Origin of the sequence: Thermopetrobacter sp. TC1 (assembly GCF_000746275.1) — a bacterium.
Classification (GTDB): domain Bacteria; phylum Pseudomonadota; class Alphaproteobacteria; order Rhizobiales; family Aestuariivirgaceae; genus Thermopetrobacter.
Genome location: NZ_KN050831.1, coordinates 67,765 through 89,432, shown reverse-complemented (window position 1 = coordinate 89,432; position 21,668 = coordinate 67,765). Strand labels below are relative to the sequence as shown.

Below are 21,668 nucleotides of genomic sequence, written 5' to 3'. Positions count from 1 at the left end.
TCTTGAGATTTTTCACATCCGCCCCTGCACGCTGTCGATGACTTTGGTCAGGCATCCCGCAAACGTGAAGTCATGAGGCGGATACGGATCCCCTCTTGAAATGAGATAGTGCAGTTATTGCGGCGTGCAATGGCAGCAGACTGTAAAAGGGCAGGGCAAAGATAAACTTGGTCATGGAGAGAAACGGCCTGTGATGGGGGCATGGGCGGCGTCAGCTTTGCCCTCATGATGTTTCCGCCCAATCCGCGCCGCTTTGCACGATACGGGGGTCGGGTTGGCCGATGGCCCCGGTGTCCTTGCCGTCATAATCGATGGCGGCGAGCACGGCGCGCATGGCTTCCAGCCGGGCGCGGCGCTGATCGTTGGCGTCAATCACCGTCCAGGGCGCAAGGTCCGTATGCGTATGGCGGAAGATGTCGGCAATGGCCTCGGTATAGGCCTGCCACTTGCCGACGGCGGCATGATCGATGGGAGAAAGCTTCCAGCTTTTCAGGGGGTTGGTCTTGCGTTCATAGAAGCGCTTGAGCTGTTCCGCGCGCGAGACGGTCAGCCAGATCTTGAACAGGCGTATGCCATCGCGCACGAGCATGGCCTCAAAGCGCGGCGCTTCCTCAAAGAAGGCCTGCCATTGTTCCGGCGTGCAAAAGCCCATGACCCGCTCCACGCCGGCGCGATTATACCAGGAACGGTCGAAGAAGACGATCTCGCCGGCGGTGGGCAGATGACGGACATAGCGCTGGAAATACCATTCGCCGCGCTCGCGCTCGGTGGGTTTGGGCAGGGCGACGGTGCGGGCGTGTCGGGGGTTAAGATGACGGGTGAAGCGGCGGATGGTGCCGCCCTTGCCGGCGGCGTCGCGTCCCTCGAAGATGATGACGAGACGCTGATTGTGCGCACGTACCCATTTCTGCAGCTTCACCAGCTCCAGCTGCAGCCGGCGCAGCTGTTCGCGATAGGCCCGTTTGGGAATGGGCGCGTCATAGGCATAGCCCGGCCCGTGTGGAAAGGTCAGGCGCGCGATGTCCTCAGGCAGGGCATCAAAATCCAGAGACCAGAGATGGTCAGGAATGTTCTGTGTCATGGCGGCATCGGGCCTGTCTTCGCCGCGTGGATGCGGCCGCATGATCGATTCTCTTTCTGATCATGATGGCAGGAGATGAGACGGAGCGCAAAAAGCCGAGGGGCCCGGCCTCCCGCTTCAGGCCGGACCCCTCGTCAGGAAGCCCCCCAGCTTCCCCTCATTCCGTTGTCCGTTTCAGCCTCCCGATCCGATGCGGGAGAAAAACAGGCTGGTATCGACCGTGGCTGAAACGGCGATGATATTCACGTGGTTCTTGTAGGTGGCGCGCAAACCTGTGCGCGGATGTGATGAATCGATGGCGACACGGCCGTCCTTCACGAACAGATGGCTGTAGCCCACATGAAGCGTGAGCCAGTCATCCGCCTTCCACGATGCGCCGACAGAGAGCCAGTGCCGGTCATTGTCCGGCACGCGGGTGCCGCGATGGGCGTCGGTCACCGGGCTGATCTCGTAAGCGTAACCGAGGCGGAAGGTGAGGGCGTCCGAATAGTCATATTCGGCGCCGGCGGCGAACAGCCAGCCGTCTTTCCAGTCGTAGCGTGTGGAATCCTGATTGCCGGAATAGCGAACGGTGAAATCTTCAAGCAGGCTCCAGTTCGTCCATTCCACCGTGCCCAGCAGGCGAAGGTTGTCGGTCACATCCTGGCGGATGGAAAAGGTGGCGATATCCGGCAGGGTATGCTTGACCCGGGCACTTACCGTACCAAGCCCAACTTTGGAGTAATGGCCCTTCAGCGTGTGCTTGATGCGGGACCGATAGCCGATGCCGATGCGGGTGCCGTCAAAGGGGGTGAAAAGAAGCCCGGCGGTGAAGCCCACGCCCCAGTCATCACCCTTCACATGAGAAAGAAGCTGACCGCCATTAAAATGCGTGGAAAGATCGCCCTTCATGTAGCCGATCTGCAATCCGGCGGCGACGGCAAGCATGTCATTGACGCGATAGCCGATGACCGGATTGATGTTGACGGTCAGGATCTTGGACTTGGAGCCGTACTGCGCGGCAAGCGTGGTTTCGGGATTGTGCGTTTTCAGGCCGAAAGGAGATGTGACGGCGAGACCGAACCAAATCCGGTCATTGAAACGATAGGTGTCGTATGAGGCCGTGACCAGCGCGTTTTTGGCAATATCGCCTGAATTATATGTGAAAGTGGGTGGCTGTGTGCCTGCTGCAGTTCTCTGGCCGCGCGCATTGGCATACGGGATGATGGCGGAGGCATTGAGGTCGCTGCGCCAGCCGCCGGGATTGAGAGTGACCACGGCGGGGTTCCAGAACATGCCGGAAAAGCCTGTGCCGCCCGCGGCCACGCCGGCGAAAGAGGCGCCCTGAAACTCGGCCGATTGTTCATGAATGGCAAAGCCGCCGGCCAGCGCATTTGCGGAAAAGACACCCATGGACAGAAACAGGAGCGCGGCAATGCATTTGCCTTTATGATGCAAAGCTCCCGTTGCGACCATGGCGTGCCTCACGACCATCCATCCTTTTGGTATTTGCAGATGTGACGATGACCGGCACACATCATCCGCATGGCCGAACATGGCGCAAGGGCGAAGATGACGAGATTGTCATGATCCCGCCACTTTTCAGACAGGCTGTGACCACGGTGCAACAGGTTTTTCAATCATGGCGCGCATGAATGTTCCCTATGGTTGTAACTCTTTCGACCACAATCTTGATGCCCGTCAATTTCCGGGTGGCGCGCCCATGCTTTATCCCCAACCGATCATGTGATTCCTGAAAAGGCGTAAGGCAGAGGCTGCCGGCCGGCATGAACCGGCCAGCGAAGATTGAGCGAGGCGGCATGACGGGCACGGATCTGAAAAAGACCTTTGGCTTCTTTTCCGTATCGCCTGAGGAGCGGCGGCGGCGGATCCGCGCCCTGTTCGATGCGGTGGCGGCCCGCTATGACCTGATGAACGATCTGATGAGCTTCGGCATCCATCGCCTGTGGAAGCGGCGTTTCGTCAGCCGGGTCGTGCAGTCTCTGCCGCAGGGCGGCATCGTCATCGATCTTGCGGGCGGCACCGGCGATGTCGCCCGGCTCATCAAGCGCCGGCGCGCCGATGCGGAGGTGATCCTTGTTGATCCGTCCGTGGCCATGATGCGCGAAGGCCGCGCGCGACACCCCAAATGCCTTGAACATGTTTTCATGGTGGCGGCGGAAGGCGAGGCGCTGCCCTTTGCCGATGACAGCGTGGATGCGATCACGGTCTCCTTTGGCCTGCGCAACATGACTGACCCCGATGCGGCGCTTGATGAGATGTTCCGGGTGCTCAAGCCGGGAGGCAGGCTGCACTGCCTGGAATTTTCTACGCCGCAGTGGTGGCTGAAGCCCTTCTATGATCTCTATTCCTTTTTCATCATTCCGCGGCTGGGGGCCTGGGTGGCCAAAAGGCCGGAGGCCTATCGCTATCTGGTGGAATCGATCCGGCGTTTTCCCGGTCAGAAGGCCCTGGCGCGCAAGATGCGCGTGGCGGGCTTTTCCGATGTGAGCTGGCGCAATCTCAGTTTTGGCATTGCCGCCATGCACGAGGGGCGAAAGCTTGCCGCCGGTGGACAGTAGCAGCGGGCGCATGGCATGAACGGGGCGATGGATGCGTTTCTGCGGCAGATTGATGTGATGCGCCTGCGCCTGCAGGCGTGGATGATGGCGGCGCGCCCGCGCACGCTGACCATTGCCGTCTCTCCGGTGATCGTGGGCACGACACTGGCCTGGCGCGATGGTGCGCGCATCGATCTTGCCGTCTTCGCAGCCGCCCTGATCGCGGCCGTGCTCATTCAGGCCGGCACCAATCTGCACAACGATGCGGCCGATGCCGATGCGGAGGCAACAGGGCGCATCGGCCCGCTCAGGGTGACGGCGGAGGGGCTGCTTTCCGCCGAACAGGTGCGCCGCGCCGCCTATGGCTGTTTTCTGCTCGCCTTTCTCATCGGCATCTGGCTGGTGGCGAAAGGGGGCGTGCCCATTCTCGTCATCGGACTTTTGTCGCTGGCTGCCGGGCTTGCCTATTCCGGCGGACCATGGCCGATTTCCCACACGCCGCTGGGCGAGGTCTTCGTGATCATCTTCTTTGGCCTTTTCGGGGTTGCGGGCAGCTACTGGCTGCAGATGCACGCGCTTTCCGCCGCAGCCCTTGCCGGCGGGCTGGTGGTGGGGCTGCCGGCGGCGGCCATCCTGCTTGTGAACAACACCCGCGACATGCTGCAGGACATGGCGGCGGGCCGGCGCACGCTGGCCATTGTCATTGGTCGCTTTCATGCCGGCCTGCTCTATGCGGCATTGCTGCTTATCCCATACGTTATTGTGCTGGCCCCGTGGCCTGGGTTTCACACCATGAGCGGGCGCATGCCCTGGCTGGTGCCGCTTACCTTGCCCTATGCCCTGTGGCTGGTGTGGTCCTTCTTCAAGGCGAGCGGGCCGCGGTTCAACCTCGTTCTGTTCAATACGGCCAAGCTGCAGTTTGCTATTGCCGCGCTTTTATGCCTGGCGCTCGTGCAATGAACGGTCTTGAGGAGTTCACGGCGGGGAGGCGAAGAGAGGAGGGGAGGCGAACACAATGACGGTGGAAAAAATGCTGCCCCTGGGCCTGGCCTTCATCATGCTGGCGCTGGGGCTCAATCTGAAAATAGCCGACTTCACGCGCCTGCTGAAGATGCCGCGGCCGGTTTTTGTTGGGCTGTTCGTGCAGATGGTGCTGCTGCCCGTTCTCGCCTTTGTGTTGCTTTTGCTGTTTCCGATGCGGCCGGCCTATGCCGTGGGGGTGATGATCCTGGCCGCCTGTCCGGGCGGGATCACCTCCAACATGATCACGCGCATCGCCCGCGGCGATGTCGCTCTTTCCATCACGCTCACCGCGATCACCTCGCTTGCCGGGATGATCACCATCCCCCTCATCGTCGGCTTTGCCCTGAACTGGTTCACGGGCGAGACGCTGACCGGCTCCCTGCCGGTGGGGCAGATGGCGATGAAGGTCTTTGCCGTGGCCACGCTGCCGGTTCTCGTCGGCATGGCGATTCACCATCTGGCGCCGGGGGCGGCACAGGCCATGGGCAAGGTGGTGCGGCCGCTGTCGATCGTGGTCTTTCTGCTCATCGTCATCTGGGCCTTCGCCTCCTCCTGGACGCGCATGAGCCGCTCCATGGGCGAAATCGGCCCGGTGGTGATTCTGCTCAATGTGCTGGTCATGGCCGCAGGCTGGCATCTGGCGCGGTTTTCCCGCCTGGGACGGGAGCAGGCCATTGCCATCGCCATCGAGGGCGGCCTGCAAAACGGCGCGCTCGGCATTTTTGTGGCCGTGAACCTGCTGCACGATCCGGCGATGATGACGCCCTCGATCACCTATGCACTGGTGATGAACATCACCGTAGCCCTGTTCATCGTCTGGACCATGGCGGCCGTGGCCTTTCAGCGCCTGCGCTGAGGGGTGTTCAATGCAACACTTCTTGAAGCCTTTGCGGCGTTTTGCCTGTGCATGACGTGTGCATGGGCAAGGGCACCCTTAAGCGTGCGGCTGGCCAGAAACGGCACCCTTCGGGTAGATTTCTGCGCAAATGGCCGGGCGAGTCCTTTATGTGCGGGCAAGGATGCCCGCCGTTCGCCCCGTTCGGATGCGACTGATGAGAGCCCCATGAACCAAGAGCCCCGTGAACCATCATGAATGCACCTTTCATTCACCTGCGCGTGCACAGCGCCTATTCCCTCTCCGAGGGTGCCCTGCGCATGAAGCAGCTTGAAGAGCTGGCCCTGCGCTATGAGATGCCGGCGCTGGCAATCACCGATACCAATGCGCTGTTCGGGGCGCTTGAGTTTTCCGTGACCATGGCCAAAGCCGGGGTGCAGCCGATCATCGGCTGTTCCTTGCGCTGCGATTTTGATGACGCCACAACGGAAGAGGGCGGGCCTGTTCCGGCGAGCCTTGCCGCGCCGCATGCCCATCATCCGCAGCATCACCCCTTCATCGCCCTTTTGGCCATGAGCGAGGAGGGCTATGGCAACCTGATGAAGCTGTCCTCTAAGGCCTTTCTCGAAGGTGCGGAAGAAGGAGAGCCGCACGTAGCATTGAAGGATCTGGCCGCGCATGCGGAGGGGCTCATCTGTCTCACCGGTGGTCCGGATGGCGTCATCGATACGGTGCTGCGGGAAGGGCAGACGGAAAAAGCCAGGGCCCGCCTTTCCGCGCTGAAGGAGATTTTTGGCGATCGCCTCTATGTGGAACTGCAGCGGCATGGCACCGCTGCCGAGAAGCAGGTGGAGCCGCGGCTGGTTGAGCTGGCCTATGACATGGACCTGCCGCTGGTGGCGACGAATGAGGCCTATTTCGCCGATCCGGAGGACTATGAGGCGCATGATGCTTTGCTGTGCATCGCCGAGGGCACGGTTCTGGGCGAGGATGAGCGCCGCCGGGTAACCCCTGAGCACTGGCTCAAACCGCCGCAGATGATGGCGGAACTGTTTGCCGATCTGCCCGAGGCGGTGGAGAACACGGTGGAGATTGCGCTGCGCTGTCATTATCGCCCGCAGCCGCGCAAGCCCATCCTGCCGCATTATTCCACGGCGGATGGCGCCCATGTCGAAGACGAGGCCGAGGAGCTGCGCCGGCAGGCCCGGGAGGGACTGAAACGCCGCTTGCAGGAATACGGCCCCTGGCAGGGCTATACGGAAAAGGACTACGAAGAGCGCCTGGAATATGAGCTGGACGTGATCGTCCGCATGGGCTTTCCCGGCTATTTCCTCATCGTGTCCGACTTCATCAAGTGGGCCAAGGCGCAAGGAATTCCCGTGGGGCCCGGACGCGGCTCCGGCGCGGGCTCGCTGGTGGCCTATGCGCTGACCATCACCGATCTCGACCCCTTGCGCTTCAACCTCCTCTTTGAGCGCTTCCTCAATCCGGAGCGCGTCTCCATGCCGGATTTCGACATCGACTTCTGTCAGGACCGGCGCGAGGAGGTGATCGCCTACGTGCAGGAAAAATACGGTCACGAAAACGTCGCCCAGATCATCACCTTCGGCAAGCTGCAGGCGCGGGCGGTCTGCCGTGATGTGGGGCGGGTGTTGCAGATGCCCTATGGCCAGGTGGACCGGCTTTCCAAGCTCATTCCCTCCGGCCCCGGGCAGAACGTGACACTGGCCGAGGCGATCGAGGCGGAGCCCAGGCTGCAGGAGGCGGCGCGCGAGGAGCCGGTGGTGGCGCGCATGCTTCAGATCGGCCAGAAGCTGGAAGGGCTCTATCGCCATGCCTCCACCCATGCGGCCGGCGTGGTGATCGGTGACCGGCCGCTTGTGGAGCTGGTGCCGCTCTACCGCGATCCGCGTTCGCCGCTGCCGGTCACCCAGTTCAACATGAAGTGGGTGGAGCAGGCGGGGCTGGTGAAGTTCGACTTTCTCGGCCTGAAGACGCTGACGGTGATCCAGACGGCGGTGGAGTTCATTCGCCGCAAGATCCCCGATTTCGACATCCGCGGCATCGGCTTTGACGACGAAAAGACCTATCGCATGCTGGCACGGGGCGAGACGGTGGGCGTGTTCCAGCTGGAAAGCCAGGGCATGCGCGATGTGCTCCGCCGCATGGAAGCCGACAGCATCGAGGACATCATCGCCATCGTCGCCCTCTACCGCCCGGGGCCGATGGAAAACATCCCCAAATACTGCAACGTCAAGAAGGGGCTGGAGGAGCCGGACTATCTCCATCCCAAGCTAGAGCCCATCCTGAAGGAGACCTACGGCATCATCGTCTATCAGGAGCAGGTGATGCAGATCGCCCAGGTGCTCTCGGGCTACTCGCTGGGCGAGGCGGATCTTTTGCGCCGGGCCATGGGCAAGAAGATCAAGGAGGAGATGGACCGGCAGAAGGCCCGTTTCGTGGATGGCGCGGTGGAACGCGGCATCGATCGGGCACAGGCGGAGGCCATTTTCGATCTCGTGGCCAAGTTCGCTTCTTACGGCTTCAACAAGTCGCACGCGGCCTGTTACGCGGTGGTGGCCTGGCAGACCGCATGGCTGAAGGCCAATCATCCGGTTGAGTTCCTTGCCGCCTCCATGACCTATGACATGGGCAACACCGAGAAGCTCAGCCTCTTTGCCCGCGAGGCGGCGCGGCTGGGCATCGAGATCGTCATGCCCGATGTCAACCGCACGCAGGTGCGGTTCGAGGTGGAGGGCGGGCGCATCGTCTATACGCTCTCTGCCCTGAAGAACGTGGGCACGGCGGCGGTGGAACATCTGGTGGCGGTGCGCGAGCTGGGCGGCCCCTTTACCTCTCTGGCCGATTTCGCCCGGCGCATTGATCCGCACATCATCAACCGCCGGGCGCTGGAGGCCATGGCACGGGCCGGTGCCTTCGATTCCCTCAATCCCAATCGCGCGCAGGTGCTGGCGGCGGTGGATGCCATGCTGGAGCTTGCGCAGAAGGCCAAGGAGGAGCGCGAGACCGGGCAGGTGTCCCTGTTCGAGGCGGCGCTTGGCGATGGGGGCGGAAAGGCGGCGCAGGAGGAGCTGCCGCTGCCGGATGTGCCGCCGTGGCCGGGCATGCAGAAGCTGGAGGAGGAGTTTTCCGCCGTCGGCTTCTATCTCTCCGGCCATCCGCTTGATGACTACATGGAGACGCTGGAGCGCATCGGCGTGATGCCCTATGCCATCTTTCGCGAGAAGGTGTTGCGGGACGGCCGGTTTGCGGCGCGGCTTGCGGGCTGTGTGACCATGAAGCGCGAGCGGCGGGCCAAATCCGGCAATCTCTTTGCTTTTGTCGGCCTGTCCGATCCCACGGGACAGTACGAGGCCGTGGTCTTTTCCGAAACGCTCTCTGCCGCGCGCGATCTGCTGGAGACCGGCTCGGCGGTGGTGGTCACCGTGGAGGGCGAGGCGGACGGGGAGGATGTGCGCCTGCGCATCACCGCGGTTGAGTCTCTTGAGCGCAAGGCGCGTCGCATCACCCGCGGGCTGAAGATCTTTGCCCGCGAGGCGGTGGATGCCCGTCATGTGCGCGCCCTGCTCAAGAACGGCGGTCAGGCGCCGGTGCAGCTTGTGCTGATGGATGAGGACCTGGGCGAGGTGGACATTCTGCTCGGCGAGCAGTTCTCGATCTCGCCCCAGATCAAGGCAGCGCTCAAGGCCCTGCCCGGCATCATCGAGGTGCGCGAACTGTGAGCGCTGGGGGCCGGGCTCGCGGAATCCCGGTGAAATCTCCTGTTTCAAATGGTGATTCAGATCAACGCAGCCGGCAAAATATCATGAGAAAGTGAAAAACGAGGGTGGCAGATGGGCCGGCTTGCATGAGACGTCTTTTTGCCAGACTGTTCCTGGTTCTTCCCACACTCATCGGAGGGGCGGGATTTGCGTACTCGACAGGCCTTTCCACAGACAGCCCGGAAAGACCGGCCCAATTCCGGATGATCCCGGAAACAGGATTGAATGTGGCTCAGGCCGGCAATAATGACGGGCCGAATTTCGGCATCTGCATCGATCTCAAGACCGGTGAAAGAGGCCACTGCGGGGAGACGAACGATCAGGCCCGCCATCCCAAAAGGCCGATAAATCCAGCCAGGCAACCTACACGACAAAATCGCATCATCGTTATCAGGTCCGGGTGTTCACCGGAAATGCGCCGTGTGATGGCCGGGCTGCCATGCAAGGAACAATCCATATGTATCGATACGGCCACGGGGCGGCGCTGGGATTGCACCGGGCACGAACCCGGTAAACGCACGTCGACCCAACATACTCCTGGAAAGGATGGCAAAAGGCCTCTGCCCCCTTTCGTGAAAAAGGCGGCAGGACAGTATGAAATCATACTCTTTCTGCCGGAAACGGCGCATCTGAAAGCGTTGCGCAAACGGATTTTCGGGCCATCGACAGCACCATTCAGGATGGCGGAGATTACCGGGCGTGTCCTGTGGAAAGGGCAGGGACGCAAAGGGGCGGCTACGCGCGTTCCGGTGAAAGGCATTGTGTCGCGGGATCTGCGTTTTCTGCGCAAGGAAGAGACACGAACGGATTCCCGCGGCTATTTTCAACTCAAGCTCTTGGTGAACCCCAAGGGATTTATTCCCCGTCGTCGTTTCAGCATAACCGTATGGCGGTCTCTCAAAAACGGCATCATCCTGCCACCACCGCGCACATCGCGACCGTCTAATACAGGGCCGGCATCGGCTGGGAGGACATGGTCTTCAAAATATTCACGTCGATACTGGGGAGAACCGGCAAAGGGCAAACCTGACGTTTCAGCCAGACAGAACAGCCACAAGAATTCAGGCGGGTTTTCCAGGCCGTCCTGGCGCAAACATTATGTAGTCAATCCCAGATATGCGAAGATTTGGAATGGCGTAAGCTGGTTATGGGTTAAAATAAAAGATGCCTTTCATCACGCCTTGGGTGGAAAAGGAAATCCAAATCAGAAAAGATGGGAACGCAATCATGCAGCAGGGCGCGATTTCGCCAATGCTTTCGATGTCGTGAAAGACTTTGCCTCGGGTGGTGTGGGAAAAGGTGTCAAAGGGGTTGATGTGGCGCAAAAAGTCATCAAGGGTGTTGATGTTGTGAGCAAATACAAAAATAAAAAAGTTAGAAGAAATGAAAAAGGAAGTACGAAAAATAAGCGTTCATCATGGGTTATTTACATAAAGAATATATCAGATCGTTTAAGGGAAAACGCTAGAGCTACCGATGAATATCATCAATAATATAAAAAATGATGATGAGGTGTGCGATGAATTCTGCTCATAGACATCATCGCCTTTGTGCGTTTTTTAATTTCACAGCCGCTATGGCGGTTCTTGTTGCGTTATTGTCCATTACGTCTGCGATGGCTGGTGATCCGGTCAGTAGTGGCGTAACCGGGCAGGGGCACATCCGGCTGGATTTCACTGCACCGACATCTGACAGGAAAACGAATAAATCAGGGCGAAACCATGGACTGACTGAACAAGACAGGTCCGGAACAAGTTCTGAACGCCCGCTGCCTGGTCTGCATCCCGAAAAGGGGGCGCAACGGCTTTCGCGCACGGCGCGGGTCGCGAGAGATATCGAATGGTTTGCCAGGGGTGTGATGAATTTGCGCGATGCGGCCTGCTCGGTCACTGGCCGGGATGTCGTAATTCGGATGGATATCACCGGCCTGGAAGGTAACGACATTTTCATTGCCATGAGTACTCTGGCGGTTCTGGCCGGTATCTCGGCGCCCTGGACCCAAGAGGTGCGCATGGACCTCGTCAAGGGAAAGCAGCTTATGGCCCAGGTGCGCGTGCCAACCCATGCCGTGTTGCGTCTCTCTCAGGGCCTGATTGACGAAACGCTTTTTTATCGCACATGGATCATGCGTGATCTCACCCGCATGGAGCAGGCCCGATCAGAAGAAAGGAACTCCTTGAGAGGGCACATGCGCGCCAAAACAACACCTGCGCAAAGTTCATCGCATTCAACCCAAGGGCATTCCGGCCAGGGAAGAATCGGGAAAGGTGGACATTATCGCGCAGTTTACGAAGTCGATCTCGATGGGGATGGTCGTTTGGAGCTTGTTGCTCTGGTTCCGGCACAGGCAGTTCCCGGCGGGATCTGTCACCGTCCGATCGTGAAGGATGATGACAACTCCGTCCTGTGGGAAGGGCCGAAAACGGCTCCCATGATGCAGGCTGATCCTTTTTTCTTCTGTGAACTGGAATCCGGGATAACCATGCCGGAGGTCGTGGGCGATGTGGAAGGAGACGGGATTGTCGAAATCATTTCGCCAGTCTTGGATCAAAATCCCGTCCGGCCACAGATTTTCCGCAAATTGCGTTGGTTGAATGGTCAGTTCGTTCCTGTTCGATACAAGATCCTCGCTTCTCCGCCACACGATAAGCGTCGCCTGGTATGGATGCCGGCAGATCGTGAAAATGTTCGGCGCTGGGTGGCAGGATTTTCCAGAATAGAACGCCCTGGAGTGGTCCACGTTCTTATCAATGATCTTTTGAATGCGGATCAAAATTCCATGTCTGCCGCACGGATCGTGTCCGATGGGATGGGTGGATTTACAATCGAGCGAAATACCCCATGAGACGGTCGAATTTTTGAGGCGGGGACTGAAAACATCATGGCTTCCTGCTTCTCACGCACTCTCCGGATTAAATTGAAATTCCCATGCAGAAATCGGAAGAGGGGCGTTCACCGGCGAATTGATTCGTTTGAGGGTGGCTTTGAGTGAGGCCATAAGTTCCATTGAGCAGCTGCTGCAGGTGTGGCGTGTGCGCATTTTGCGTGCATGTTGAAATTTGTCGTGAAAATGTTGTGTTTTTCATGTGACCTAGCGTAAAGCTAATGGGGCAAAATGCCTCGGGGGCTGGGCATCAGGGGGAAAAGTGACGTTCGGACTATGGATAAATGACCATATTTCGGATAGGTTGCCGGCCCGATGCGGCATGTCAGGGAGTTCAGGGAGCAATGTGGAAGATAGCTGGCGCTGCCCTTATTGCGATGTTGGCCGTGGCCCCGGATCCGGCCCAGGCGCAGCAACGCATGGGCGCGGCGCCACGGGGCCATACGATGAAGGTGCTCAATCAGCGGCCGCTGACGCTGCAGGAGGCGAAGAACGCCATCGACGTGCTTCTGCTCCTGCGCGAGAAATACAAGAATTATAATTTTGAAGGAAAGGCCGACGGGCCGGCGGGGGTCATCGAGGCCATGAAAAATTCCGCCATCCGGGGGCAGATCGAGAAGGAGCTTAAACGTTATGGCTTTTCCTCGATCGAGGACTGGGTGGCCGCCTTCGTATCTGCGGGGCTTGCCGTCTCCTATGTCAAACGCAATGCCAACGGCGCGGTGGAGCGCCGTATCCAGGAGATCGAGAGCGACCCCAATCTGCCGGAGGATCTCAAGCGCCGGCTTGTTGGCATGATCCGCGCCATGAAGCCGCCGAAGGAAAACGAGCAGGTGGCGCAACAGCTTCTGAACGATTCCGCCTATGCCGAGAAGATTAAGAAGCTGATGCCCAGCACAGGCGAATGATCATTTCGGGGCATTCGCCTTGACGTGTCTTCTTAAGCTCTGCCGCGGCTTTGGCAAACGGCTCTTCAAATGGCGGACTTGTGGCACGCAGACACTCAGAGGGGCAGGGCGCTGCGAACCTGATTTTTGCCGCTCTTGACCAAGGTCAAGCGCAGTGCCGCTTTTCTTCTTCATCTTTCCTGTGCTTTTCCGCATGGCGGTTGCCAATACATTCAAACTTTGGCATGTTCCGCCACGGAAGAAGCGGGGAGGCGGGAAAAGGCGGCGCCGGAGCACCATAATCACAATGAAAACCTCAAGCCTTCATGAGAAGGCCTTAGTGTGCGCCGCCAGCGTGTCCTGAACCCGGAAAAGGACCACAATTCCCGCATCCTGAATTGCGTGTGCGTATCCCGGCCTGCAGTCTTGCCCGGCCGCAAGGGCCTTGATGCACAAGGCAGGCGAAGGCGGGGCGCAGCGCGGGGGAAGCGCGCCCTGGCCCGGTCCTTCAAAACGGTCGGGCGCGTGGCGTTTGAAACACTCCGGGGAAAGAGGAAGAAGGGCCTGAACACATGAGTGGCACGTTGTGGATCGTCATCGGGGCGGCACTGCTCTCCATCCTGTTCGCATTGTGGAGCATCCGTCAGGTGCTCTCGGCTGACGCCGGCACGCCGCGGATGCAGGAGATCGCCGCCGCCATCCGCGAAGGGGCGACAGCCTATCTGACGCGGCAGTATTCCACCATCGCCATGGTCGGCGTGGTGGTTTTCGTTCTCGTGGGGCTGTTCCTGTCGTGGACGGCCGCCATCGGTTTCGCCATCGGCGCCATCTTCTCCGGCATGGCGGGCGTTATTGGCATGATGGTTTCGGTGCGGGCCAACGTCCGCGTTGCCGCAGCCGCCGCGAAATCACTCTCCGCCGGTCTGGACATCGCCTTCAAGTCCGGTGCGGTGACGGGGCTTCTGGTGGCCGGTCTCGCCCTGCTCGGCGTATCCGGCTATTTCTGGATCCTGACCGGGCCGCTGGGATATGCGCCGACGGACCGCACGGTGATCGACGCGCTGGTGGCGCTGGGCTTCGGTGCTTCGCTGATCTCCATCTTCGCCCGTCTTGGCGGCGGCATCTTCACCAAGGGTGCGGACGTCGGCGGCGACCTGGTGGGCAAGGTGGAAGCGGGCATCCCGGAGGACGATCCGCGCAACCCGGCCACCATCGCCGACAACGTGGGCGATAACGTGGGCGACTGCGCCGGCATGGCCGCCGACCTGTTCGAGACCTATGTGGTGACGGTGGTGGCCACCATGGTGCTGGCCTCCATCTATTTCACCGGCGAGGTGGCGGTTAAGATGATGCTGTTTCCGCTCCTGATCGCGGCGGCCTGCGTCATCACCTCCATTCTCGGCACGTTCTTCGTCAAGCTCGGGTCCAACAATTCCATCATGGGCGCCCTGTACAAGGGCTTTGTCTCCACGGCGGTGATGTCGCTCATTGCCATTGCCATCATCGTCTGGGGCTGGCTGGGCGGCAGCGAGACCTTCACCGCAGGCGACAAGACCTTCACCGGCCAGGCGCTGTTCTGGTGCGGCGTGATCGGTCTGGTGGTGACCGGCCTGATCGTCTGGATCACCGAATACTACACGGGCACGGGCTTCCGGCCGGTGCGCTCGATTGCGCAGTCCTCGGTGACCGGGCATGGCACCAACGTCATTCAGGGCCTGGCCATCTCGCTGGAGGCCACGGCACTGCCGGCGCTGGTGATCATCTTCGGCATCATATTCACCTACATTCTCGCCGGGCTTTATGGCATCGCCATTGCGGTGACGACCATGCTGTCGCTGGCGGGCATGGTGGTGGCGCTGGACGCCTTCGGCCCGGTGACGGACAACGCCGGCGGCATTGCCGAAATGGCCGATCTGCCGCCGGAAGTGCGCGACACCACCGATGCGCTGGATGCGGTGGGCAACACCACCAAGGCGGTGACCAAGGGCTATGCCATCGGCTCGGCGGGCCTGGGCGCGCTGGTGCTGTTTGCGGCCTATACGGCGGATCTTGAGTATTTCTCCAAGATCGCGCCTGAAGGCTCTCTGCTGCATGGTGTGCAGGTGGACTTCTCGTTGTCCAATCCCTACGTGGTGGCCGGTCTGCTCTTCGGCGGCCTGCTGCCCTATCTCTTCGGCGGCATCGCCATGACGGCGGTGGGCCGCGCCGGCGGCGCCGTGGTGGAGGAGGTGCGCCGGCAGTTTCGCGAAAAGCCCGGCATCATGGAGGGCAAGGAGAAGCCCGACTATGGCCGCGCCGTGGACATGCTGACCAAGGCGGCGATCAAGGAGATGATCATCCCCTCATTGCTGCCGGTGCTGTCGCCGATCGTGGTGTTCTTCGTGGTCTATTTCATCGGCGGCGCTTCCAACGCCTTTGCCGCCCTAGGCGCGATGCTGCTCGGCGTGATCGTGACCGGCCTGTTCGTGGCCATTTCCATGACCACCGGCGGCGGCGCCTGGGACAACGCCAAGAAGCTCATCGAGGACGGCTTCGTGGACAAGGCCGGCGTGGAGCACAAGAAGGGCTCCGAGGCGCACAAGGCCGCAGTGACCGGCGACACGGTGGGCGATCCCTACAAGGATACGGCCGGCCCCGCCGTGAACCCGATGATCAAGATCACCAACATCGTCGCCCTGCTGCTGCTGGCCGCGCTGGCGCACTGACGCGCGAACGGTGGCACCGGCGAGATCCTGAAGACAACACACGCAACGAGGCCGCGGCATGATTTGTGCCGCGGCCTGTCGCTTTTTGACCATGATGCTCAGGCTGCTGTAGCCAAGTCTATGAACCCACTACACGACACGCCGCTGCCTTCTATCTTGTCACCCCGGTTTTCGCCCATCCGTGTCCAAATAAAATTTTTAGGCGAAGCGAGTGATTTTCACCATAAGGAATGTAAGCACTCATATTGTGCATAGATGCTTTTACTAGGCATTCTTTCTCCCTTGCCCAAACTTGAAAGTCTACTATTTTTTATACAAAAATTCAATTAGTTACGTCATGCCCGGGCGTGTCCCGGGCATCCAGGGGCGGTTTAATCATGCGGTTAAGGCAGGTAGGAACGCTTCTTCCATGTTAAAGACTCATCGCCGGAAGGATGTTGTACATCCTTGCCCAACGTTTCGGCGGGGTATATTACCCCGCCATTCATGCCTTAGGCGGGGTTGTAAACCCCGCCAAAATGTTCCGGAACGGGATACAATCCCGTTCCGGCATTTTATATCCATACGACGCAAATCAAGCCTGTTGGTGAGCACCATCGCCCGCCAGACCCGCCTCATCCCTGGCTCTGGATTGCCGGGACAAGGCCCGGCAATGACGTTTTCTTTTTGTTTATCAATGAGTTAAACAACTAACGCCTAACTCATGGAAAGCCTTTTTTCCTTGGTCGATTTGGCGGCAACAGCACGCTTTATGAATCTCCTCGGGCTCGCTTGGGCGGAAGCAGAGGGCTTGTGCCGCAAATTCATGCGTTTGTGGCCTCAGGTTTCCGGCTGATCTGCGGTATGACGATGTGTGCGTCGTGTCGTATGATCCATGAGGTCAAGACAGGCGTGTTTCTGATTGAAAGGTATAGCTTTTCTTTTGATGCGTATAATGAGTTGCAATATCACTTCTGAATATGTTAATATTTATTTGGCGATGTGCGCTCAGGCGATCATAACGATAACATATGCATTGCCGCGGGGAGGAAAGGGGTTGTCCGCATCGGGTCTTCTTGAGTTTGCCCCAATCGTGTGATCGGATCTTTCCTTCCCGGCAAAGGCCTGCGCATTGCCGCGATCTCCGTCTTGTCGCATTCTGCAGGCGGAATCGCAGTCGGAAACCGTTCAGGAGGAGGGAACCATCATGCGCAAGATCCTTGCTATGGCGGCCGGCCTTGCTTTCGTCGGGATGACCAGCGTCTCGGCTCTGGCGCTGGACATCAACAAGATGCTCGGCAAGTGGAAATGGCAGGATTACGTGGTCGAGGTCACGAAGGGCGGTGAGTATGGCGTTTCCGCCAAGGTCATTTCCGGGCCGCGCAATGTGGGCATGGAGATGATCCAGTCCAAGCTGGAGGAGAAGGACGGCGTGGTTGTCGGGCGCATCAAGCATCCGGGCAACGGCAAGGTCTACAACACCAAGATGACGATGCCGGATGACAAATCCTGGAAGCTGGATGGCTGCACCGATGACGGCGCCTGCGCCACCGGCGTGTTCACCAAGGTGGAGTGAACACATCGCGGCATGCCATCCTTGGATTGGAAGGTGTCCGCCAGGATAGTGACCTTTGTTTGTTACTATTTGGCGGATGACCACGATGGCGCGTTGCATATAATGAATGAAGCACGGCGAAGGGCTTCGTGAATGGCGAAGCTCTTCGCTTTCGCTTTTTATCAACAAATGGGGCGATTCGATTTGTTGGCAGCCAATTCTTTCACAACTTCTGACTTCTGGTCAGATAAGAGGGATATTTTCATACTGTTTTCAGGCGGTTGAGCATGTTGACGCATTCGTCAGCTAGTCACGATCGTGGGGGCAGGATAGGATCATCATATGTATGTCCATGTGAAAGACCGCCTGATGACGGGCCGGCCGGTGATTGTTGCCGGCAGTTGGGGCAGCGCGCTTGCGGAGAAGGGCGTGGTGCCCGATGCACAATTGTGGACATCGCCCGCCAACCTGGAGGCGCCCGATATGGTGCGTCAGGTGGTGGCCGACTGGGCCCATGCGGGCGCCCATGCCATTCTTGTGAACAGCTATTCCACCGGGCCGCTTCTCATGCACGGGCTTGGGCGGCTTGATGATATGGAGCGGATGGACGGCCGGGCCATCGGGCTGGCGCGCGAGGCTCTGGAGGATTTCGAACGGCCGATCGCCCTGGCGGGCAGCTTTTCCATCCATGGCGCTCTGGCGCGCAGCGAGGCGGAACCGGAGGACGACCTTTCCGGACGGGAGCTCGAAATCCTCTTTCGGCGCAAGGCGGCCATTTTCAAGGATCACGGCTGCGATTTCATCTATATGGAGCGGATCCGTGGCATTCGCCGCGGGCTGATCGCGGTTGAGGCAGCGGTGTCCACCGGTCTGCCGGTCTGGGTGGAGCTTGCCATCGACCGGGCCGAGGACGGCCATGTCTGCAGCGCCGGGCCCTGTCGCTGGCGGTTTGAGGACATGGTGTCTTCCCTGATGAGCACGGGGGCGGTGGCCTGCATCGTCTCGCACGAGGACCCGCAGGTGATCGCCGATGCCCTGCAGATCCTGCGCATGGTCTGGGCAGGGGATCAGGGCGTTTCCCTGCGCAACGGCGCTTGTGTGCGCGGGCGCTGGCAACAAGGGGATCTGGATGCGGAGGCCTATCTGGTTGAGGCCGAGCGCTGGCGGCGGCAGGGGGCGCGCATCTATGCCATGACCGCCGGAACCGGGGCAGACATCATCGCTCCCCTGGCAGAAGACGTGGCCAGGGTCTAGGCAGGCCTCATGAATTACGCGGCGCCCATGACATGGATTCCGATCACTTTCCGCCCAGAGGCCGATGCCTGTTGCAATGGCAGAGTGGTTTTCACGGCCCTCTGGGTCAGCGTGATCAGAAGATGGTCAGGCGCTTGCTCAGGGGCTGATTTTCAGCCTTTTTGGGCTTCCAGTTGCGGGAAAGAGCCTGCGCCTTGAGGACGTCCTGCTTGCGCATGCGCCGCTCGAGAGTTTGCAGGGCCTGTGCGGCCGTTCGTTGCTGACGGGCGGCGGCGAGGTTGAGATACATGTAGGCCTTGATCAGGTTCTTTTTCGTACCGATGCCTGCCGCATACATCTGTCCGAGGCGGAAGAGGGCCGCCGGGTTGCCGCGTTCTGCCACCTTGCGCGTGAGTTCAAAGGCCTTTTTCTTGTCGGTCTTGCCGGCCTGTCCGCCAAGATAAAGCTCGGCCAACAGGTTGCCCGCCCCCAGATGTCCCTTGGCATAAGCCTTTTGCAGATAGTCCAGGGCCTTTTTCTTGTCCTGCTTGATGCCACGCCCTTCCAGCAGAACAATTCCGCAATCAAACAATGCGTTCGCCGCGCCGCTTTCCGCCGCCTTGCAAACGAGTTTGGCGCCTTCCGCATAGTCGCGGATCACGCCGTTTCCCGTCAGATAGAGCAGGCCGAGCCGGTCCATGGCCAGGGCGCTGCCACGTTCCACCCCCTTGCGATAGAATGCGACGGCCGTTTGCATGCCGGCGGCATCCTGCAACAGGCCGAGCTCCAGCAATCGGCCCAGATAGAATGCGGCATCCCCGTTCGTGCGCGCGGCGCGCAGCAGGAGCGGTACGGCTTTCTGCACCTTTCCTTCGTCCAGGAGGGCCAGCGCCTTTTCCAGCTGCTTTTCGGCAGAAGGCTGCGGCGCCGTCTTTTCAGTCGTTTGCGTGGCAGAGGGCTGGTCGGCCTTCTTGTCGGGCGCGGCATGGGTGGCCGGCGCGATGAACAGGGCAAGAAGGCCGATCGTCAGCAGGGCTGGGCTCAGCCCGGAGAAGGACCTTTTCCGGGTGCGGTTGGTGTCTGATGTCTTTGGAAAGTGTGGTTTTTCAGACATGGTCTTTTGCGCCTTTGTTGTTGGGGTGTTGCTCTTCAATAGATCCTGACTTTCAGCCTGGCCTGGACCTCGAAATCTGCCGGCTTTTGCACATGTGTGGAGCGGTGAAGCGCGCGGGCGATGCTGACATCCAGGGAAATACGCCTCCAGTCGAGCCGGATGCCGGCGCCGGCGCCGAACATGGTCCAGCCCATCTTGTTGGCCTTGTCATAGGCATAGCCAAAATCCACGAAAGCATAGGGCCGCAGACCGGTGAGGATGCTGCGGATCTCGCGCTCCACCTCGTTTGCTTGCGATCCGTTTCGGGGCAGCAGCGTCTCGGGCAGGGAAAAGCGCAGCTCGTTTTGAACGATGAAGGCGGAATCGGCATCAACGGCCACGCTGTCAAAACCGCGCACGGTCAATTCGCCGCCCATGGTGATCTGTTCGGAGGCATAAAGGGGCTGAAAGGCGTACTGGCCCTGCCAATAGGATGAAAAGAGCATGTTCGGCGTGACCTGCGCCTCCAGGGAGGCGTTCAGGAGAAGGGCGGTGAATTTGCTTTTCGGCGCTGTTGGATCGTCAACGTCCTTCGTCGCATGCAGGATGGGCAGGCCGAGATTGATCCCGGGCGTGAGGCTCAAGGCAAGGGTCTTGTCAGGAAAGACATTGAAGGTTGCGCTTAAGCCGAGCACGGACAGTCTCTGCGGCATGAGCTTGGTGTCATTGATGTAGCTTTTCACCCACTTGTGACTCAAAGCCGCCTGCAGCCGCGCATTTACCCAGCCGGCCCGCAGAACGTGCCATCCCGCGGCCAGCATGATGCTGGCATCCTGCTTGTAGTAATCGGCGATCTCCGAGATCTGTTCCAGGGTTTCCGTGAACTGGCCGGAGAGGGAAAAGTCCAGATATTTGTAGGGAAAGGAAAAGGCTCCCTGAAGGGTGTTGCTGTTGTTGCCGGTGGATACGGTCAGGGTGAGCGTATCGTTGATATCGAGAAGATTGTCGGCCTCCAGGGTGAGCTCGCCGCTGAGTTTCGAGGGGAAGTTTTCCCGGCGACCATAAACGATGCCGCCGTAAATCCGGTATGGATCGCCAATGGTGTTGGTGAATTCCAGGATGGATCCTCCCACGGTCTTGCCCGGCTTGATGTTGACGTTGGCGTTCGCGGAAGGGGCGCGGTTCATCTGGGCCAGCGCCTGTTCGAGGGCACGAATATGCAGGATGTCGCCCTTGTAGAGGGGCAGGGCTGTGGCAATCTTGCGCTTTGGGCCGGGGCGGCTCTTGCCATTCCGGGTCTCGGTATAGGTGATGTCTTCCACCCGCCCTTCGATGATTTTGATGGTCAGCGTCCCTGTGGCGATATTCTGGGGCGGCAGGGTGCTGTAGGTGGTGATGTACCCTTGCGCGGCGAAAAGGGCGTTGATGGCGGAGGTCATCTTTGCGATGTCCGCAGGCTTTAGGCAGCGCCCCTCATAGGGCGCCACGGTCTTGCGGACATTCAGCTTCCGGATCAGGGGGCTGCCTTTCAGCCGGATGTGCCGGATGTGCCAGCAGGACGGCGGCGGCGGAACCGGACGACGCTTTTTGCGAACAAGGGAACGCGCCATGCGTCTTTTGGGAAGTTTCAGCGCCTGGGCAGACGGGCTTTCGATCACGACGAGATCGAGGATGCCGTCGGCAACATTCTGATCAGGCAGGATGACCTGGGCTTCAGGCAATCCGTTTTCCGCATAGATTTTCTTCACGCCCTTGAGCAGAGCCTGCATGTCCTGCGCATTCAGGCAGCGACCGACCTGCTGCGCGAGAAACGGGCGCAGCAGGGCTTCCGGCAACAAAGCCGTTCCCCGCAGGTTGATGGTTCTGATTGGAAAACATGTTGCGGCGGTGTTCTGGGGGGGCTGGGTAGAAGGCTTTTCTGTCGAGTTTGGCGCTTCGGGCTTCTCCGCCGCTATGACGAGGGAGATAGAGGCGCAGACGGCAAATCCCGCCATGCCCAGAAACAGAAGACGCGCAGGGCGGGCCCCCTTGCGGGCGTGACCACGTGTTGCGCGCTTCTGCATGTGCCCCC

Annotated in this window: 13 protein-coding genes and 1 pseudogene; 10 read left to right on the top strand and 4 right to left on the bottom strand. The window is 59.9% G+C overall.

Annotated elements, in window-relative coordinates:
- Positions 1–223: 223 nt before the first annotated feature.
- Complete coding sequence (gene ppk2 / locus EK16_RS10730) at positions 224–1,123, bottom strand: polyphosphate kinase 2 (protein ID WP_051929272.1); 900 nt, start codon at positions 1,121–1,123, stop codon at positions 224–226.
- Positions 1,124–1,255: 132 nt separating this feature from the next.
- Complete coding sequence (locus EK16_RS10725) at positions 1,256–2,536, bottom strand: OmpP1/FadL family transporter (RefSeq protein ID WP_197059688.1); 1,281 nt, start codon at positions 2,534–2,536, stop codon at positions 1,256–1,258.
- A 344-nt stretch (positions 2,537–2,880) separates the two neighbouring features.
- On the opposite strand from EK16_RS10725, the gene ubiE reads away from it, so the two are divergent.
- The 10 genes and pseudogenes from ubiE to EK16_RS10670 all read left to right on the top strand — a co-directional run bounded on the left by ubiE (position 2,881) and on the right by EK16_RS10670 (position 18,525).
- The gene (gene ubiE, locus EK16_RS10720; protein ID WP_038037065.1) at positions 2,881–3,642 is read left to right on the top strand and encodes a bifunctional demethylmenaquinone methyltransferase/2-methoxy-6-polyprenyl-1,4-benzoquinol methylase UbiE; all 762 of its coding nucleotides are present in this window, start codon (positions 2,881–2,883) and stop codon (positions 3,640–3,642) included.
- 15 nt (positions 3,643–3,657) lie between these two features.
- Complete coding sequence (gene menA, locus EK16_RS10715) at positions 3,658–4,581, top strand: 1,4-dihydroxy-2-naphthoate octaprenyltransferase (protein WP_231573675.1); 924 nt, start codon at positions 3,658–3,660, stop codon at positions 4,579–4,581.
- Positions 4,582–4,633: 52 nt separating this feature from the next.
- A pseudogene (locus EK16_RS10710) lies at positions 4,634–5,500 on the top strand (bile acid:sodium symporter family protein); the annotation flags it as partial.
- A 233-nt stretch (positions 5,501–5,733) separates the two neighbouring features.
- Positions 5,734–9,222: a DNA polymerase III subunit alpha gene (gene dnaE / locus EK16_RS10705; RefSeq protein ID WP_038036999.1), complete on the top strand. Its 3,489-nt coding sequence runs from the start codon at positions 5,734–5,736 to the stop codon at positions 9,220–9,222.
- A gap of 242 nt (positions 9,223–9,464) precedes the next feature.
- Positions 9,465–10,754 carry a hypothetical protein gene (locus tag EK16_RS12340; protein WP_197059687.1) on the top strand — a complete coding sequence of 430 codons (1,290 nt, stop codon included), beginning with the start codon at positions 9,465–9,467 and terminating at the stop codon, positions 10,752–10,754.
- A gap of 26 nt (positions 10,755–10,780) precedes the next feature.
- Positions 10,781–12,106, top strand: a complete 1,326-nt coding sequence (locus EK16_RS10695) for a hypothetical protein (protein WP_156098584.1) — start codon at positions 10,781–10,783, stop codon at positions 12,104–12,106.
- Between the two features lie 458 nt (positions 12,107–12,564).
- A complete protein-coding gene (locus EK16_RS10690) occupies positions 12,565–13,053 on the top strand; it encodes a hypothetical protein (RefSeq protein WP_156098583.1) in 489 nt (162 codons plus the stop codon).
- 551 nt (positions 13,054–13,604) lie between these two features.
- Positions 13,605–15,737, top strand: a complete 2,133-nt coding sequence (locus tag EK16_RS10680; RefSeq protein WP_038036994.1) for a sodium-translocating pyrophosphatase — start codon at positions 13,605–13,607, stop codon at positions 15,735–15,737.
- A 1,186-nt stretch (positions 15,738–16,923) separates the two neighbouring features.
- The gene (locus EK16_RS10675) at positions 16,924–17,292 is read left to right on the top strand and encodes a DUF2147 domain-containing protein (RefSeq protein WP_038036993.1); all 369 of its coding nucleotides are present in this window, start codon (positions 16,924–16,926) and stop codon (positions 17,290–17,292) included.
- 348 nt (positions 17,293–17,640) lie between these two features.
- Positions 17,641–18,525 (top strand): homocysteine S-methyltransferase family protein, encoded by an 885-nt coding sequence (locus tag EK16_RS10670; protein WP_197059686.1) that lies wholly within the window; start codon positions 17,641–17,643, stop codon positions 18,523–18,525.
- Positions 18,526–18,640: 115 nt separating this feature from the next.
- Here the strand turns inward: EK16_RS10670 and EK16_RS10665 are convergent, their stop codons facing one another.
- Entirely contained in the window at positions 18,641–19,618 is a 978-nt protein-coding gene (locus tag EK16_RS10665) for a tetratricopeptide repeat protein (protein ID WP_051929270.1), read from the bottom strand.
- A gap of 35 nt (positions 19,619–19,653) precedes the next feature.
- A complete protein-coding gene (locus tag EK16_RS10660) occupies positions 19,654–21,660 on the bottom strand; it encodes a ShlB/FhaC/HecB family hemolysin secretion/activation protein (protein ID WP_197059685.1) in 2,007 nt (668 codons plus the stop codon).
- Between the last annotated feature and the right edge of the window lie 8 nt (positions 21,661–21,668).